Genomic DNA, 15,124 nt, shown 5'->3' with positions numbered 1-15,124 from the left:
TAAACGCTCAACCCTAACATGACCCGGCACCCGCCGTTGGGCAAGCGTCAGGGCCGTCCGCTCAACGGCCTATCACCGGCCCTGATCGGGGACTTCGAAGCCGCGGCAGTTGCGGCGGTGCGCCATCATGCAATCTTCCAGCTTGGCCTGCCGCGCCAGCCGGTCGGCGATCCACGCGCCGGCGCCGATCAGCAGCACGACCACCACGGCCACCACGGCGTTGACCATCATGCGACGGCGTTCCTCGTCGTTCATGGCGTGTCAGCGCTTGGCGGCGGCCTTGCCGCCGACCTGGCTGCGGATGTCCTGCGCGCGCAGCCAGCCCGGCGAGCCGGCCGGCAGCAGCTTCTCGGCGCGCTCGGCCATGGCGACGGCGCGCGCCCGGTCGCCCTGGGCGAACGCCTCCTCGGCCGAGGCGTAGGCGACCATGCCGTTGTTGTCCTTCATGCTCCAGGCCTGCGCCATCAGCCGCCAGAGGAAGGAGGACTGGCCCTGCTGCGACTTGGCGGCGATCTGCAAATTCTTGATCGCCTCGTCGGCCTGCCTGGGGTCGTGCTGCTCCAGCAGCGCGTGCGACAGCGACACGCGGATCGGGTTGGCGTCGGGGGCGAGGCTCACCGCCTTGCGGTACGGGCCCACGGCCTCCACCGCCCGGCCGTTCTGCAACAGCAGATCGCCCTTCATCTCGTGGAAGTAGGCGTTCTGCGGCTCCTGCTGGATCAGCCCATCGGCCAGCGGCAGCGCCTGCTTCACCTCGCCGCGCCGGAAATAGGCGTAGGCCCGGCCATAGCGCGCGATCACGCTGGAATCGTCGGCGTGGTAGCGGCGCAGCGCGCCCAGCGGGTCCAGATAGGCGTACAGCTTCGCCTGGATGCGCGCGTAATGCTCCGCCTCGCCGGGGGAGACGCCGCGGCCGTTCCAGCGCGAGTGCTGCACCTGCTGGCGCACGGCGTCCATGCGCTCGCGCGTCAGCGGGTGGGTGCGGGTATAGGCGGCGTCGCGGTCGCTCAGCACCGGATCGTCGGCGTTGAGCTTCTCCAGGAAGGTCAGCAGCCCCGAGGCCGAGAGGTGCGCCTGCTCCATGTAGGACAGGCCCGCCTGATCAGCCGCGGATTCCTGGGCGCGCGAAAAGGACATGTAGCTGTTCTGCGCCATCGACTGGCCCATCAAAACGCCGGCCATGCCGGCCCCGGCGTTCTTGGACGCGATGCCGCCGATGACGCCCAGCCCCATGCCGATCAGCGACGACAGGAAGGCGTTCTCCATCGCCTCGGTGCCGCGAATCAGGTGGCCGCCGGCGATGTGGCCGGTCTCGTGCGCGATGACGCCCAGCATCTGGTTGGCGTCGGTCTGCAGCAGCAGCCCGGTGTGCAGGAAGATGTTCTGCCCGCCAGCCACGAAGGCGTTCAGCGTGCGGTCGTTGACCAGCACGACGTTGACGGCGTTCGGGTCGATCCCGGCCGCGCTGAAGATTGGCCGCGCCATCTCGCGGATGGTATGTTCCGTCTCGGCGTCGCTGAGCAGTTGAAGCTCCGGCTGGCGCTGGGCGCCCGCGGGCACCGTCCACGACACGGACAGCATGGACACGATGGCAACGACCGATATCAGCCTTTTGGGCTTGCGCACCTTTCCGACCTCCGGTGAACGGACCAGCAAGGATGCCTCTACACGCCAAATCTGGCGACGTTTGGGCGCGATTGCGATAGTTGCAGCGCTCTTGCCCGGCTGCGTCAACAGCAAGTTCAAGTCGAACGCCCCGGATCAGGCCTTCGTCATCGCCGGAGAACCGCGCGCCGCCGCCATCGGGCGCGACCTCATGGCCCAGGGCGGCTCGGCCGCCGACGCCGCCGCCGGCATGGCGCTGGCCATGACCGCCACCTTGCCCTCGCGAGTCGGCCTGGCCGGCGGCGGCGTCTGCGTGGTGTTCGACGCCGCGGCGAAGCGCGTGCGCACGCTGGACTTCCTGCCCCGCGCCGCCGGCCCTGCCGGCTCTGGATTTAATGGCGCGGCGGCTCCCGGCCTGCTGCGCGCCATCTACGCCATGCACGCGACGAGCGGCAGCACGCTGCGCTGGGAGCAGATCGCGGTGCAGGCCGAGGTGCTGGCCCGCGAGAACCCCGGCATCAGCCGCGCCCTCGCCCAGGACCTCCAGGCCGGCGCCTCCCGCCTGAGCGACCCCGAGGCGCGCCGTATCTTCCTGCCCGCCGGCCGCGCGCCGGCCGAGGGCGCGGCGCTGAGCCAGCCCGAATTGGCCAGCGTGCTGTCGCTGGTGCGCCGCAACGGCCTGAACGCCTTCTACACCGGCAGCACCGCACAGGCGCTGGCGGCAAGCCTGGGCGTCGACGCGGGGTCCCTGCGCACCCTGCAACCACAATGGCGCGACACCGTGGCCGTCCGCCTGGACAGCACCAAGGCGCTGCACTTCGCCGACCTGCCCGAGCCGGAGTCGGGTGCCGCCCTGGCCAAGGCCTGGGCTGCCGCCGAAAAGGCGCCGGCCGCCGAGCGCGCCGCCCGCGCGGCCCAGGCGCTGGGCGCCATGACAGGCAACGAGGCGCCGGGCGCCGGGCTGGTCGCCATCGACCAGCGCGAGAACGCCGTCGCCTGCGCCTTCACCATGGGCGGCCTGTTCGGCACTGGCCGGGTGGCGCCGGGAACCGGCGTGCTGGGTGCGACGGGCGTCGACCGCGCCGGCTTCGGTGCGCCGGCGCTGGTCGCCAACACCATCGTCGGCCGCGCGCTGTTCGGCGCGGTCGGCACCGCGTCGGGCAGCGACGGCCCGGCCGCCGGACCGGTGGCGCTGCTGACCGCCGCCGTGCCGGCGCTGCTCGACGACCGCTCGGCGCCCGCGGCCCTGGCGGCGCACGGCGACGCGCCGGGGCGTGTCGATCTGGTCAACTGCCAGGTGTCGCTGGAGAACGGCCTGAAGGACTGCCGGACGGCGGCCGACCCGCGCGGCCTCGGCTTCGCCTACGACCTGCTGCTGGCGCGGGAGTAAGCGGTATCAGTTGCTCTTGAGGACCAGCAGATTGCTGGCGGACGGATCGTCGGGGACGGCCATGGGGCCGAAATCCGTGCCCTTCATGACGCCATCGCAGGTGCGGCCCCCTGCGACGCAATTTGCCACAGCACCATTGGTCTCGGCCGCTCCTCCTTGGAAATGGGCCATTTCCGGCCTGCACAGCGTCCTGCGATGCCGCGTAACCGGGCATTGATCGGCCTTGGCGGTAACGGAAACTTCACGGTGTGCATATGCGATATTGCAGTGCAATCGTGTTAGGTATAATCCGGAAGTATGATGTTTGCACTACGGAGGACCGGCCCTCAGCGGGCGGCAAGAACGGCGCGGCGGTGATGGAACCCTGACCCACATCAGTTTCAACATGTTGCGTACGACCTTCGGCGCTTTCCCCAAGCCCTTGTCCTAGTATCAGTGGAGCAACTGTGATGTCTAAGAAGATCGCGCTTGTCACCGGAGCCATGGGCGGCCTCGGCACCGCCATCTGCCAGGCGCTGGCCAAGGACGGCTACGTCGTTGCGGCCAACTGCCTGCCCAATTATGCGCCGGCCGCGGAGTGGCTGGCCCAGCAGGAAGCCGCCGGCTTCAAGTTCTACATGGTCGAAGGCGACGTCTCCGATTTCGAGAGCTGCAAGGCGATGGTGGCGAAGATCGAGGCCGACCTGGGCCCGGTCGACGTGCTGGTGAACAACGCCGGCATCACCCGCGACAAGTTCTTCCCGAAGATGGAAAAGGCTCAGTGGGACGCGGTGATCGCCACGAACCTGACCAGCCTGTTCAACGTCACCCAGCAGGTGTCGGCGAAGATGGCTGAGCGCGGCTGGGGCCGCGTCATCAGCATCTCGTCGGTGAACGGCGTGAAGGGTCAGGCCGGCCAGACCAACTACTCGACCGCCAAGGCGGGCGTCATCGGCTTCACCAAGGCGCTGGCCGCGGAGTTGGCGACCAAGGGCGTCACCGTCAACGCCATCGCGCCGGGCTACATCGGCACCGACATGGTCATGGCGATCCGCGACGACATCCGCCAGGGCATCGTCGACTCCGTCCCGATGAAGCGTCTGGGCAAGCCGGAAGAAATCGGCGCCGCCGTGTCGTACCTCGCCTCCGATCTGGCGGGCTACATCACCGGCACGACGCTGAACGTCAACGGCGGCCTGTACTATCAATAAGCCGCTGCGCTGTTGATAAGGGTAAAGAACGCCCGTTCCGCCGCCGCAGCCATGCGGCCGGCGGGGCGGGCGTTTTCGTTGTCGCGGCGTTCCGAGCCACCCGGCGGGCGCGGGCGCTGGAATCGGCGGTGTGGGTGCGGTATCCATAGGCACGCGCCGGACGCGCCTACGTCCCAAGGGCTTCCCGGCGCACAGGGAGTGACGTTCAGTGGTTGGAATCTCGAAACGAGGCCAGATCCCGCCGTTCTTCGTCATGGAGGTCATGCGCGCCGCCTTCGAGCGCGAGCGTGCCGGGCTCGACGTGCTGCACCTTGAAGTGGGCCAGCCGTCCACCGGCGCTCCGAAAGGCGTGATCGAGGCGGCGCAGCGGGCGCTGACCGCCGACAAGCTCGGCTACACCGACGCGCTGGGCATCCCGCCGCTGCGCGCCGCCATCGCGCGCTGGTACCGCGACCGCTACGGCGTGGACGTGCCGGCGGGGCGCATCGCCGTCACCGTCGGCTCGTCGGGGGCGTTTCAGCTCGGCTTCCTGGCGGCGTTCGATCCGGGCGACCGGGTCGCCATGGCCTCGCCCAGCTACCCCGCCTACCGCCACGCGCTGACCGCCATCGGTGTCGAGCCGGTGGAGATCGAGGCCGGGCCGGAGACCGGATTCCAGCCCACCGTCGCCATGCTGGAAAAGCTCGACAAGCCGGTGCAGGGCCTGATCGTCGCCAGCCCCGCCAACCCCACCGGCACCATGCTGACCCGGCAGGAGCTGACCGAGCTTGCGGGCTGGTGCGGCCGCAACGGCGTGCGGCTGGTGTCGGACGAGATCTACCACGGCCTGACCTACGGCACGGAGGCGGTGACCGCCGCAGCCATCAGCCCCGACGCGCTGGTGGTCAACAGCTTCTCCAAGTACTTCTCGATGACCGGCTGGCGCCTGGGCTGGATGGTCCTGCCGGAGGCGCTGGTGCGCTCGGTGGAGTGTCTGGCGCAGAACCTATTCATCTCGGCGCCGACTTTGTCGCAGTTGGCCGCGGTGGCCGCCTTCGACTGCACCGGGGAACTGGACGCCCACGTCGCCCGCTACGCCCGCAACCGCGAACTGCTGCTGCGCGAGCTGCCGAAGGCTGGTTTCGACAAGCTGGCCCCGGCGGATGGTGCGTTCTACGTCTACGCCGACGTGTCGGCGATGACCGACGATTCCGAGGCGTTCTGCAAGCGCATGCTGGCCGAGACCGGTGTCGCCGCCACGCCCGGCATTGACTTCGACCCGGCCCGCGGCCGGCGCTTCGTGCGCTTCAGCTTTGCCGGTGCGGAGGAAACCATGGCCGAGGCGGCGCGGCGGCTGATCGCGTGGAAGCGGTGAAGCCTCAGTTGATGGTGCTAAGGCAAGAATTCACACGGATTTTGGGGATTTGAACAAGGATTACACGGATTTTTTAATGCTCGCAAAACCGCGAGCCATCCCGAAGGCCGTTGCTGCGCACGGAGAAAAGAAAATCCGTGCAATCCGTGTAAATTCTTGCCCCCGCACTGTAACCTCTCGCCCCACACGAATCACAGAACCTCACCCACCCTCGAACGTCACCATCACCTCCGCCACCGCGCCGGGATCGCGCTGGGTGGAGCGGAAGGTGGCGATTTCGCCCGGCAGCAACTGGCCGGACGACGGGTCGATGGTCCAGGTCTGCACCGGCTTGCGGTCGAAGCCCAGCGACACCGCGCGCACCTTGGGCACCGTCCGCACCGCGTCGGAAACGTTGATGATCTGCCCCTCGACCACCAGCAGGGTGGCGCCGTTGTCGGGACGCTGCTCGGAGCGGACGTTCTGCAACTGCAAGCCCGCCCCCGGCGGCTCCACGGCCAAGCCGACCGTCTCGTAGAACAGCGCCGCCGGCGGCCACAGCCGCACGACCTGGGTGCGTGCGAAATACCCCCCGGCGAGGATCGCCACCAGCACCACCGCGAACGCCGCCCACGCCTTGGCCGAGCCGCGCGGGCGCTTCGTCTTGGCCGGACGCGGCTCCGGCGCCGGGCGAAGGTTGGCCAGCGGCAGGTCGTTGGTGAGCAGCGTGCGCTCCAGGTCGCCGCCATCTTCCGGTGGAACCGGGCGCTGGTACCAGACGTGCCCGCAACTGCTGCAACGCACCTTGCGCCCCTGCGGCGGCATCGCCGAATCGGCGACGGTGTACCGCGTGGAACAGTTCGGGCAGGGGATCAGCATTCGAGGGCGCCGCGGTCACGGAAAAAGCAGGAGTCTTATATGGACTCATGCGGTATGAAGCAAGGAAGCCCCCTCGGCGCGGCGCTGGACGCCGGCTTGTCGCCGGTGCATCGTGCGCGCTGACGGGTGCGAGCAACCGCTTGGTATGGGACCGTGATTCGCTTCGAGAACGTCGGCCTGCGCTACGGCACCGGTCCGGAGGTGCTGCGCGACATCTCCTTCACGTTGCCGCCCGGCTCCTTTCACTTCCTGACGGGGGCGAGCGGCGCCGGCAAGTCGTCGCTGCTCAAGCTGATGTACCTGGCGCACCGCCCGTCGCGCGGTCTGACCACGGTGTTCGGCCGCGACATCGCGCGCCTGAAGCGCGAGGACCTGCCCGAGCTGCGCCGGCAGATCGGCGTGGTGTTCCAGGATTTCGCTCTGCTCGACCACCTCTCGGCGCTGGACAACGTGGCGCTGCCGCTGCGCATGGGCGGGGCCGCCGAGGGCGAGGTGGTGGAGCACTGCACCGAGCTTCTGAAGTGGGTCGGTCTGGGCAACCACCTCGACGCCCTGCCGTCCACGCTGTCCGGCGGGCAGCAGCAGCGCGTCGCCATCGCCCGCGCCGTCATCAACCGGCCGCGCCTGCTGCTGGCCGACGAGCCCACCGGCAACGTCGACGACGGCATCGGCATGCGCCTGCTCTATCTGTTCGAGGAAATGCACAAGCTGGGTGCCACCGTCGTCATCGCCACCCACAACGAGGCGCTGATCCGCCGCTTCGAGCACCCGCGGCTGCACCTGGAGAACGGGCGCCTGCACGTGCTCCAGCAGCCCGCCTCGACCTGGGCCTGAGGACGCAATGGCCCTGCCCCGCGCTCTTCCCCTCGCCCTGCCCCGTTTCCTGTCCCGCATCGTGCAGCGCAGGCATTTCGACCTGCCGCTCGCCCACGATCCGACGGCGCGCTTCCTGCTGCTGATCACCGCGGTCATGGTCTATCTGGCGGCGCTGGCGCTGGCCGGCGCGCTGGTGGTTTCCGACATGGCGCGGCGCTGGGACAGCGGGCTGGCCGGCGGGCTCACCGTCCAGATCGTTCCGCTGTCCGGCCCCGGCGCCGTGCCGGTGGCCGAACGGCTGGAGAAGGTGCTGGCGGTCCTGCGCGGCACGCCGGGCATCCGCAGCGCCACGGCGCTCTCCGCCGATCAGGTCGCGCACCTGCTGGAGCCCTGGCTCGGCCGCGAGGGCGCCAAGGACCCGCTGCTGCCGGTGCCGACGCTGGTCGACGTGACGACCGGCGGGCCGGTGGACGTGGCCGGGCTGACCGCGCACCTCAGCACCGTGCCGGGCGTCACCATCGACGATCACGCCGCGTGGCTGGCCGACCTGCGCGCCTTCGCCGGGTCGGTGGAGATGGCCGCCATCGGCATCGTCCTGCTGATCAGCGCCGCCGCGGTGATGTCGGTGGTGTTCGCCGTGCGCGCCGGCCTCGCCATCCACCGCAACGTGGTGGAGTTGCTGCACCTGATGGGCGCCCCCGACCGCTACGTCGCGCGGCAGTTCGAGTCGCACGTGCTGGGCCTGTGCCTGCGCGGCGGCGCCTGCGGGCTGGGGCTGGCGGCGCTCACCTTGTTCGGGGTGAGCCGCGCCGCCGGGTCCCTGCGGGCCAGCCTGCTGCCCGACGCCTCGCTGTCGCCCTGGCAGTGGGCGGCGCTGGCGCTGGTGCCGCTGACGGCGTGCGCACTGGCGATGCTGACCGCGCGCTGGACCGTGCTGCGCACGCTGGAGACCATGCCGTGAATCGGGCTTTCCGGCAGCAGAGCGGCGTCGCGCGGGCGTTCAAGCGTCTGGCGCTGCTGGCGCTTCTGCTCGGCGCCGTTTGGGCGGGCGGGCTGGTGTGGTTCATCCGCAGCATCCCGCGCGAGCCGCCGGCCGCCGGGAATCTGGAGGCGCTCCAGCCCACCGACGCCATCGTCGTGCTGACCGGCGGCAGCGGCCGGCTGTCCGCCGGGCTGGAGCTGCTGAAGGCCGGCGTCGCGAAAAAGCTGTTCGTCTCCGGCGTCTACGAGAGCGTCGACGTGAAGGAGCTGTTGCGCCTGTCGCAGCTGTCGCCGGACCGGGTGGAGTGCTGCGTCGTGCTGGGCTACGCCGCCGCCGACACGGTGGGCAACGCCTTCGAGACGGCCGACTGGATGGAGGAGCAGGGCTATCGCTCGCTGCGTCTGGTCACCGCCAACTACCACATGCGGCGCAGCCTGCTGGAATTCGCCATCGCGGCGCCGGACATCGCCGTGGTGCCGCACGCGGTGGCACCGGCCAACGTCCACCTCGCCGACTGGTGGCTGTGGCCGGGCACCGCCAACCTGCTGGTCAACGAGTACGACAAATATCTCGTGGCGCTGCTGCGCTACCAGCTTGAGAAAGCCCTCGATTCCTGACAGTTTCGCCCGATGATTTTCCTCCGCTCGCTCCTCTTCAACGTCGCCTTCATCGTCTGGACCGCTTTTATGAGCGTGGGCCTGATGTGGATGCTGCTGCTGCCGCGCAACCAGATGATGGCCGTGGTGCGCTGGTACCTGCGCACCGTCGCCTGGCTGGAGCGCACCATCCTGGACCTGCACTATGAGGTGCGGGGCCGGGAGAATTTGCCGGCCTCGGGCTCCTACATCCTCGCCGCCAAGCACCAGTCGGCGTGGGAAACCATGAAGCTGCACGCCCTCGTGGGCGATCCGGCGGTGGTCCTGAAGCGCGAGCTGACCTGGATTCCCACCTGGGGCTGGTACGCCAGGAAGTCGCGCATGATCGCGGTGGACCGCGGCGCCCGCGGCCGCGCCCTCACCTCGATGATCGAGAACTCCAAGCCGGTGCGCGACGAGGGCCGGCCCATCGTCATCTTCCCGCAGGGCACGCGCGTGGCGCCGGGCGCCTACAGCAGCTACCGCGTCGGCGTCGGCGTGCTGTACGAGAACCTGAACCTGCCCATCGTGCCGATGGCGCTCGATTCCGGGCTGTACTGGCCGCGGCGCAGCTTCATCAAGCGACCGGGCACCATCGTGGTGGAGATCCTGCCCGCCATCCCGCCCGGCCTGACCCGCGCCCAGGTCATGCAGGAGCTGGAGCGCCGGCTGGAGGAAGCCACCGACCGACTCGTGACCGCTGCCGGCGGCCCGCCGACCGTGCGCCCGCGGCCGGGACCCCCGGAATCCATGGACGCCATGCCCTCCACCTCGTCCTGAGTAACTCTGTGGATAAAATTGTGGGTAAGCTGTCCGTCAAGGGGACAGATGGATCTGCGACAGCAGCGCCGATGTCCGTTGCCGAAGCACCATAGGCGGTTCGGGATGACGGCAGACTGTGGCTTGCCCGAACGGTCCGGCGCCCCTACACTTCCTTGAGGCTGGCTCAAGCGGTTGGAATTCCTCGGAATTCCCCTTGACCGCCCAGCCGGTCGGGCGGAGTCCCGACTGCATCGGGGGGTTCCATGTCGGGCATCGCCGCCATTTCCCAGCAGATCTGGGACATGAAGTACCGGTTCAAGACGCCGGCCGGCGACGCTGTGGACAAAACCATCGAGGACACCTGGGCACGCATCGCCAAGGCGTTGGCGGCCGGCGAATCGGACCCGGCGCACTGGGAGCCGGCGTTCACTGAAGCGCTGTCCGGCTTCCAGTTCCTGCCCGCCGGCCGCATCGTCGCCGGGGCCGGCACGGGCCGCTCGGTGACGCTGTTCAACTGCTTCGTCATGGGCACGATCGACGACGATCTGAGCGCCATCTTCGCGCATCTGCGCGAGGCGGCGCTGACCATGCAGCAGGGCGGCGGCATCGGCTACGACTTCTCGACGCTGCGCCCCAAGGGCGCCCCGGTGCACGGTGTCGGCGCCGACGCCTCCGGCCCGCTGTCGTTCATGGACGTGTGGGACTCCATGTGCCGCACGATCATGTCGGCCGGCACCCGGCGCGGTGCCATGATGGCGACGCTGCGTTGCGACCACCCGGACATCGAGGCATTCATCGAGGCCAAGCGCGAGCCCGGCCGTCTGCGCATGTTCAACCTGTCGGTTCTGGTGACCGACGCCTTCATGGAGGCGGTGGACGCCGACCGCCCCTGGCCGCTGGTCTTCGGCGGCACAGTGTACCGCGAGGTGCGCGCCCGCGATTTGTGGGACCGCATCATGCAGGCGACCTACGCCTACGCCGAGCCGGGCGTCATCTTCATCGACCGCATCAACGCGCTGAACAACCTGAAGTACGTCGAGGAGATTTCCGCAACCAATCCCTGCGTCACCGCCGACACCTGGGTGCACACGACGGAGGGACCGCGCCGCGTGGCCTATCTGGTCGGGCGGCCGTTCACCGCGCTGGTGAACGGAAAGCCTTTCGCCTCGGGCGCGCAAGGCTTCTTCCCGACCGGGACCAGGCCGGTGCTGCGCATCATCACCAAGGACGGCCTGAGTCTGCGCACCACCGCCGACCACCCCGTGCGCACCGCCGCCAGCAAGACGCGTTATAAGATCGACCCTGCGTGGACCAAGGCAGTCGACCTCAAGCCCGGCGACCTCATCCTGCTGCACGACCACGGGGCAGCCACGGAATGGCCCGGTGCCTATGGCGAGGCGGAGGGCTACCTGATCGGCTTGCTGATCGGCGACGGCACGCTGAAGGCCGACAAGGCCGTGCTGTCCGTCTGGCCCGGCACCATGGTCGCCAACGGCGGCCCCGAACGCCCCGGCGTGACGGGAGTCATGCAGGCGGCGCTGGAGGCGGCCCATACCCTGCCGCACCGCTCCGACTTCGCTGGCTGGATCGAGATCGCCGGCCGCGGCGAGCAGCGGAGGGCGCTCGGCGCCCTGAAGCGGATCGCCGCCGATGTCGGCCTGTCGCCGGGCGCCAAGCCGGTCACGGACGCCATCGAGACGGCATCCTCGGCGTTCTACCGCGGATTCCTGCGTGGCCTGTTCGATGCCGACGGCTCGGTGCAGGGCAGCCAGGAGAAGGGCATCAGCGTCCGCCTGTCGCAGAGCGACCTGGACCGCCTGCAGGCGGTCCAGCGCATGCTGCTGCGCCTGGGCATCGTCAGCCGTATCTACGCCGAGCGCCGGCCGGCCGGCGTGCGCCTGCTTCCCGATGGCCGTGGCGGCAGCCGGGAGTACGCGTGCTCCGCCGACCATGAACTGGTCATCGCCAACGCGAACGTCGCCCGCTTCGCCGCGCGCATCGGCTTCGCCGATACCGACAAACGGCAGCGGCTGGACGCCGCGCTGTCCGGTTACCGGCGCCGGCTGAACCGCGAGCGGTTCCTGGCCGAGGTCGTGGACATCGTCGAGGACGGCGTCGAGCCGGTCTACGACGTGCAGATCCCCGGCGCTAACGCGTTCGACGCCAACGGGCTGTACGTCCACAACTGCGGCGAACAACCCCTCCCCCCCTACGGCGCCTGCCTGCTCGGCTCCATCAACCTGGCGAGCCTTGTGCGCGATCCGTTCGGCGACGCGGCGCACCTCGACCTCGCGCGGCTGAAAGCCCTGGTGCACACCGCCGTGCGCATGATGGACAACGTGGTGGACGCCTCGCGCTTCCCGCTGCCCGCGCAGCAGCACGAGGCGCAGGCCAAGCGCCGCATCGGCCTGGGCGTCACCGGGCTGGCCGACGCGCTGATCCTCTGCAAGGTGCGCTACGGCGGCCAGCAGGCGGTGGCACTGACCGAGCACTGGCTGTCGGTGGTGCAGAACGAAGCCTACCGGGCGTCCGCCGAACTGGCCCTGGAGAAAGGTGCCTTCCCGCTCTACGACCGCGACCGGTACCTCGCGGCGCCGATGGTCCAGGCGCTCGATCCGGACGTGCGCGACCTCATCGAAAAGAACGGCATCCGCAACGCGCTGCTCACCTCCATCGCGCCGACCGGCACCATCTCGCTGTTCGCCGACAACATCTCCTCGGGCATCGAGCCGGTGTTCTCCTACACCTACGAGCGCTCGGTGCTGATGCCCGACGGCACGCGGCGCACGGAGGAGGTCAGCGACCACGCCTACCGGCTGTTCCGCGCCCGCTTCGGCGACGACGCCCCGCTGCCGGACTGGTTCGTGAACGCGCAGTCGCTGACGCCGAGCGAACACGTGGTCATGCAGGCGGCGGCGCAGCGCCATGTGGACAGTTCCATCTCCAAGACGATCAACTGCCCGGAGGATCTGCCCTTCGAAGCGTTCAAGGACGTCTACCGGCAGGCCTACGCGCTGGGTTGCAAGGCCTGCACCACCTACCGCCCGAACGCGGTGACCGGCGCCGTGCTGGCGGTGAGAAAGGAGGAGGCGAAGCCCGCCCCCGCCCTGCCCTCGCCCGAATCCCCGGCCGAGCCCACCCCGGAACGCGCCGAGGCCGGTGCCGTTGTCCATTACATGACCAAGCCGCTGGACCGGCCGGAATCGCTGCCCGGCGAGACCTACAAGGTGCGTTGGCCGGACAGCGACCACGCCATGTACATCACCATCAACGACATCATCGAGGGCGGCCGGCGCCGGCCGTTCGAGGTGTTCATCAACTCCAAGAACATGGAGCACTACGCCTGGACGGTGGCGCTGACCCGGATGATCTCGGCGGTGTTCCGGCGCGGCGGCGACATCAGCTTCGTGGTGGACGAACTGAAGGCGGTGTTCGACCCGCGCGGCGGCGCCTGGATGCAGGGGCGCTACGTGCCGTCGCTGCTGGCGGCCATCGGCGACGTCATCGAGAAGCACATGAAAGCGACCGGCTTCCTGCCCGAAGAGCGCGAGGGTATGGACGCCGGCGCACGGCGCAAGGTGGCCGGCAGCCCGCAACCCGACCCGCTGCCTGACGGACCGGCCGCACCGCGCGCCGCGCAGTGCCCGAAATGCGGCCAGCCAAGCCTGATCCGGCAGGAGGGCTGCGACCTCTGCACGGAATGCGGCTATTCGAAATGCTCTGGCTAGCCGCTCCCGTGTGCGTCCGATTCCGCCGCCGCGATCGTGCGCAGCCAGGTGCGGAAGGCGGCGAAGCCCGGATCGCCGTGCCGGGCCGGGCGTGACACCAGATACCACGCCCGCCCCATGGGCACGGCGAACGGGAAGGGCGTGACCAGCCGGCCCGCCGCCACATCGTCGACGATGTAGGGCTGCACCCCCAGCGTCACCCCCACCCCGTCGAGCGCCGCCTGCAAGGCCATGGCGTAGCTGCCGAACGACGGCCCCTTGGCCGCGGGCGGCGACAATCCGGCCGCGGCGAACCAGTGCGGCCAGTCGTCCGACCAGAGCGAGACGGACAGCAGCGTCGCCGTGAGCAGATCCTCCGGCCGGCGCAGCGTCCGCGCCAGGGCGGGCGCGCAGACCGGCAGCATGCCGGCGGTGAACAGCGGCTCCGCCTCATAACCCGGCCAATGCCCGTCCCCCAACAGCACCGCGCAGGTCCAGTCCTCGCGGATCGGCATGCCGGCCCCGCCGGTGGCGATGCGGACCTCCACATCCGGATGGCCGGCGTGGAACCCCGACAGCCGCGGAATGAGCCACCGTACGGCGAAGGTGGAGCCGACGCCGACGGTCAGCACCGGGCCGGCGCGCAGGGCGATGGCCTGCTCGATGCTGAGCGCCATCGCATCGAACGCGCCGGTCAGGCCCGGTTGCAGCGCGCGCCCCCGGTCGGTCAGCGCCAAGGCGTTGGCCCGGCGCTCGAACAGGGGAAAGCCCAGCCGCTCCTCCAGAAGACGGACCATGCGGCTGATGGCGGCCTGGGAAACGTTCAGTTCCCCGGCCGCCCCGGTGAAGCTGCCATGCCGCGCCGCGGCTTCGAACGCGCGCAGGGCATTCAGTGAAGGCAGGCGCCGCATCCGGCCGGCTCCCCCAAGCCCAACATTTCCTGAGGCTAAGCATCAGACAATGCCGTTTGTCGCGCAAGCTCGGCCGTGCCACCGTCGGTGCACAGCCTCAAGAAAAGTTGAGTGGTGAGCGATGCTGACGTTACCCCTGACCGCGGGCCTGGGCTTGGCCGTGTTGCTGACCTCGTTCCTGTCCGGCCTGTTCAGCATGGCGGGCGGCATGGTGCTGATGGGCATTCTGCTGACGATGCTGCCGGTGACCTCGGCGATGCTGCTGCACGGCATCACGCAGATGACCTCCAACGGCTGGCGGGCGTGGCTGTGGCGCCGGCACGTGGTGTGGGGCATCGTGGCTCAGTATCTCCTTGGCGGAGCCGTGGCGGTCGCCGTCTTTGCCCTGGTCCGCTACGTGCCCGACAACGCGGTGTCGCTGATCGTGCTGGGCCTGTCGCCGTACATGGCGCTGGCGGTCCCGGCCCACTGGTCGCCGAACGTGACGCGGCGCGGTCACAGCGTGGCGGCGGGTGCCTTGTGCATGGGAGTGCAACTGATCGCCGGCATCTCCGGGCCGCTGCTGGACGTGTTCTTCGTGAAGTCCGGCCTGCCCCGCCAGAGCATCGTCGCCACCAAGGCCATCGTGCAGGTCTTCGGCCACCTGTTCAAAGCGGTGTATTTCGGCTCACTGGTTGCCGGATCGGCATCGGAAGCGGCGGAGATCCCGGCGACGCTGCTGTGCATCGCCATGGCGGTCCTGGGCACGAACCTGTCGCGCCGCCTGCTCGACAGCATGACCGACGCCCAGTTCCGCACCTGGAGCCAACGGTTGGTCGTGCTGACCGGGTCCGTGTATCTCGGCCGGGGGGTATTCCTGCTGATCGCGCAGTAACGCCATCACGGCCCCAGCGCCCGAGATGCACGGGCGCGAC

The 15,124-nt window shown here is 69.5% G+C and carries 13 protein-coding genes; 9 read left to right on the top strand and 4 right to left on the bottom strand.

The features are described from left to right. Window positions 1-72: 72 nt before the first annotated feature. Both ACSVDD_RS24405 and ACSVDD_RS24400 read right to left on the bottom strand, forming a co-directional pair. Window positions 73-255 (bottom strand): hypothetical protein, encoded by a 183-nt coding sequence (locus ACSVDD_RS24405; RefSeq protein ID WP_448192015.1) that lies wholly within the window; start codon window positions 253-255, stop codon window positions 73-75. A gap of 6 nt (window positions 256-261) precedes the next feature. Beyond that, window positions 262-1,626, bottom strand: coding sequence for a M48 family metalloprotease (locus ACSVDD_RS24400; RefSeq protein WP_448192014.1), 1,365 nt, complete (start codon window positions 1,624-1,626; stop codon window positions 262-264). Between the two features lie 91 nt (window positions 1,627-1,717). Between ACSVDD_RS24400 and ACSVDD_RS24395 the strand changes: the two genes are divergently transcribed. The 3 genes from ACSVDD_RS24395 to ACSVDD_RS24385 all read left to right on the top strand — a co-directional run bounded on the left by ACSVDD_RS24395 (window position 1,718) and on the right by ACSVDD_RS24385 (window position 5,539). Then, complete coding sequence (locus ACSVDD_RS24395; protein ID WP_448192013.1) at window positions 1,718-2,995, top strand: gamma-glutamyltransferase; 1,278 nt, start codon at window positions 1,718-1,720, stop codon at window positions 2,993-2,995. A 449-nt stretch (window positions 2,996-3,444) separates the two neighbouring features. After that, window positions 3,445-4,185, top strand: a complete 741-nt coding sequence (locus tag ACSVDD_RS24390; RefSeq protein ID WP_448192012.1) for a beta-ketoacyl-ACP reductase — start codon at window positions 3,445-3,447, stop codon at window positions 4,183-4,185. 253 nt (window positions 4,186-4,438) lie between these two features. Next, window positions 4,439-5,539, top strand: coding sequence for a pyridoxal phosphate-dependent aminotransferase (locus ACSVDD_RS24385; RefSeq protein WP_448192067.1), 1,101 nt, complete (start codon window positions 4,439-4,441; stop codon window positions 5,537-5,539). 201 nt (window positions 5,540-5,740) lie between these two features. On the opposite strand, the gene ACSVDD_RS24380 is transcribed toward ACSVDD_RS24385, so the two are convergent. Then, window positions 5,741-6,397, bottom strand: a complete 657-nt coding sequence (locus ACSVDD_RS24380) for a zinc-ribbon domain-containing protein (RefSeq protein ID WP_448192011.1) — start codon at window positions 6,395-6,397, stop codon at window positions 5,741-5,743. A gap of 153 nt (window positions 6,398-6,550) precedes the next feature. Between ACSVDD_RS24380 and ftsE the strand changes: the two genes are divergently transcribed. The 5 genes from ftsE (at window position 6,551) to ACSVDD_RS24355 (ending at window position 13,320) form a co-directional block, all read left to right on the top strand. Then, on the top strand, window positions 6,551-7,231 hold the full coding sequence (gene ftsE / locus ACSVDD_RS24375; protein WP_448192010.1) for a cell division ATP-binding protein FtsE: 681 nt from the start codon (window positions 6,551-6,553) through the stop codon (window positions 7,229-7,231). A gap of 7 nt (window positions 7,232-7,238) precedes the next feature. Next, window positions 7,239-8,174, top strand: coding sequence for a cell division protein FtsX (locus ACSVDD_RS24370; protein ID WP_448192009.1), 936 nt, complete (start codon window positions 7,239-7,241; stop codon window positions 8,172-8,174). Beyond that, complete coding sequence (locus ACSVDD_RS24365; RefSeq protein WP_448192008.1) at window positions 8,171-8,812, top strand: YdcF family protein; 642 nt, start codon at window positions 8,171-8,173, stop codon at window positions 8,810-8,812. Before ACSVDD_RS24370 ends, ACSVDD_RS24365 begins: the two co-directional genes overlap by 4 nt. Before the next feature lie 69 nt (window positions 8,813-8,881). After that, window positions 8,882-9,610 (top strand): lysophospholipid acyltransferase family protein, encoded by a 729-nt coding sequence (locus ACSVDD_RS24360; protein WP_448192007.1) that lies wholly within the window; start codon window positions 8,882-8,884, stop codon window positions 9,608-9,610. A 245-nt stretch (window positions 9,611-9,855) separates the two neighbouring features. Next, a complete protein-coding gene (locus tag ACSVDD_RS24355; RefSeq protein WP_448192006.1) occupies window positions 9,856-13,320 on the top strand; it encodes a ribonucleotide reductase barrel domain-containing protein in 3,465 nt (1,154 codons plus the stop codon). Here the strand turns inward: ACSVDD_RS24355 and ACSVDD_RS24350 are convergent. Then, the gene (locus ACSVDD_RS24350; RefSeq protein WP_448192005.1) at window positions 13,317-14,210 is read right to left on the bottom strand and encodes a LysR substrate-binding domain-containing protein; all 894 of its coding nucleotides are present in this window, start codon (window positions 14,208-14,210) and stop codon (window positions 13,317-13,319) included. The two genes, ACSVDD_RS24355 and ACSVDD_RS24350, sit on opposite strands and share 4 nt — an antisense overlap. 121 nt (window positions 14,211-14,331) lie before the next feature. Here ACSVDD_RS24350 and ACSVDD_RS24345 point away from each other — a divergent pair, with 121 nt between their 5' ends. Further along, the gene (locus ACSVDD_RS24345) at window positions 14,332-15,084 is read left to right on the top strand and encodes a TSUP family transporter (protein WP_448192004.1); all 753 of its coding nucleotides are present in this window, start codon (window positions 14,332-14,334) and stop codon (window positions 15,082-15,084) included. Window positions 15,085-15,124 lie beyond the last annotated feature (40 nt).

The sequence above is a fragment of the Azospirillum terrae genome, assembly GCF_053470425.1.
This window is presented reverse-complemented; position numbering and strand designations above follow the sequence as displayed.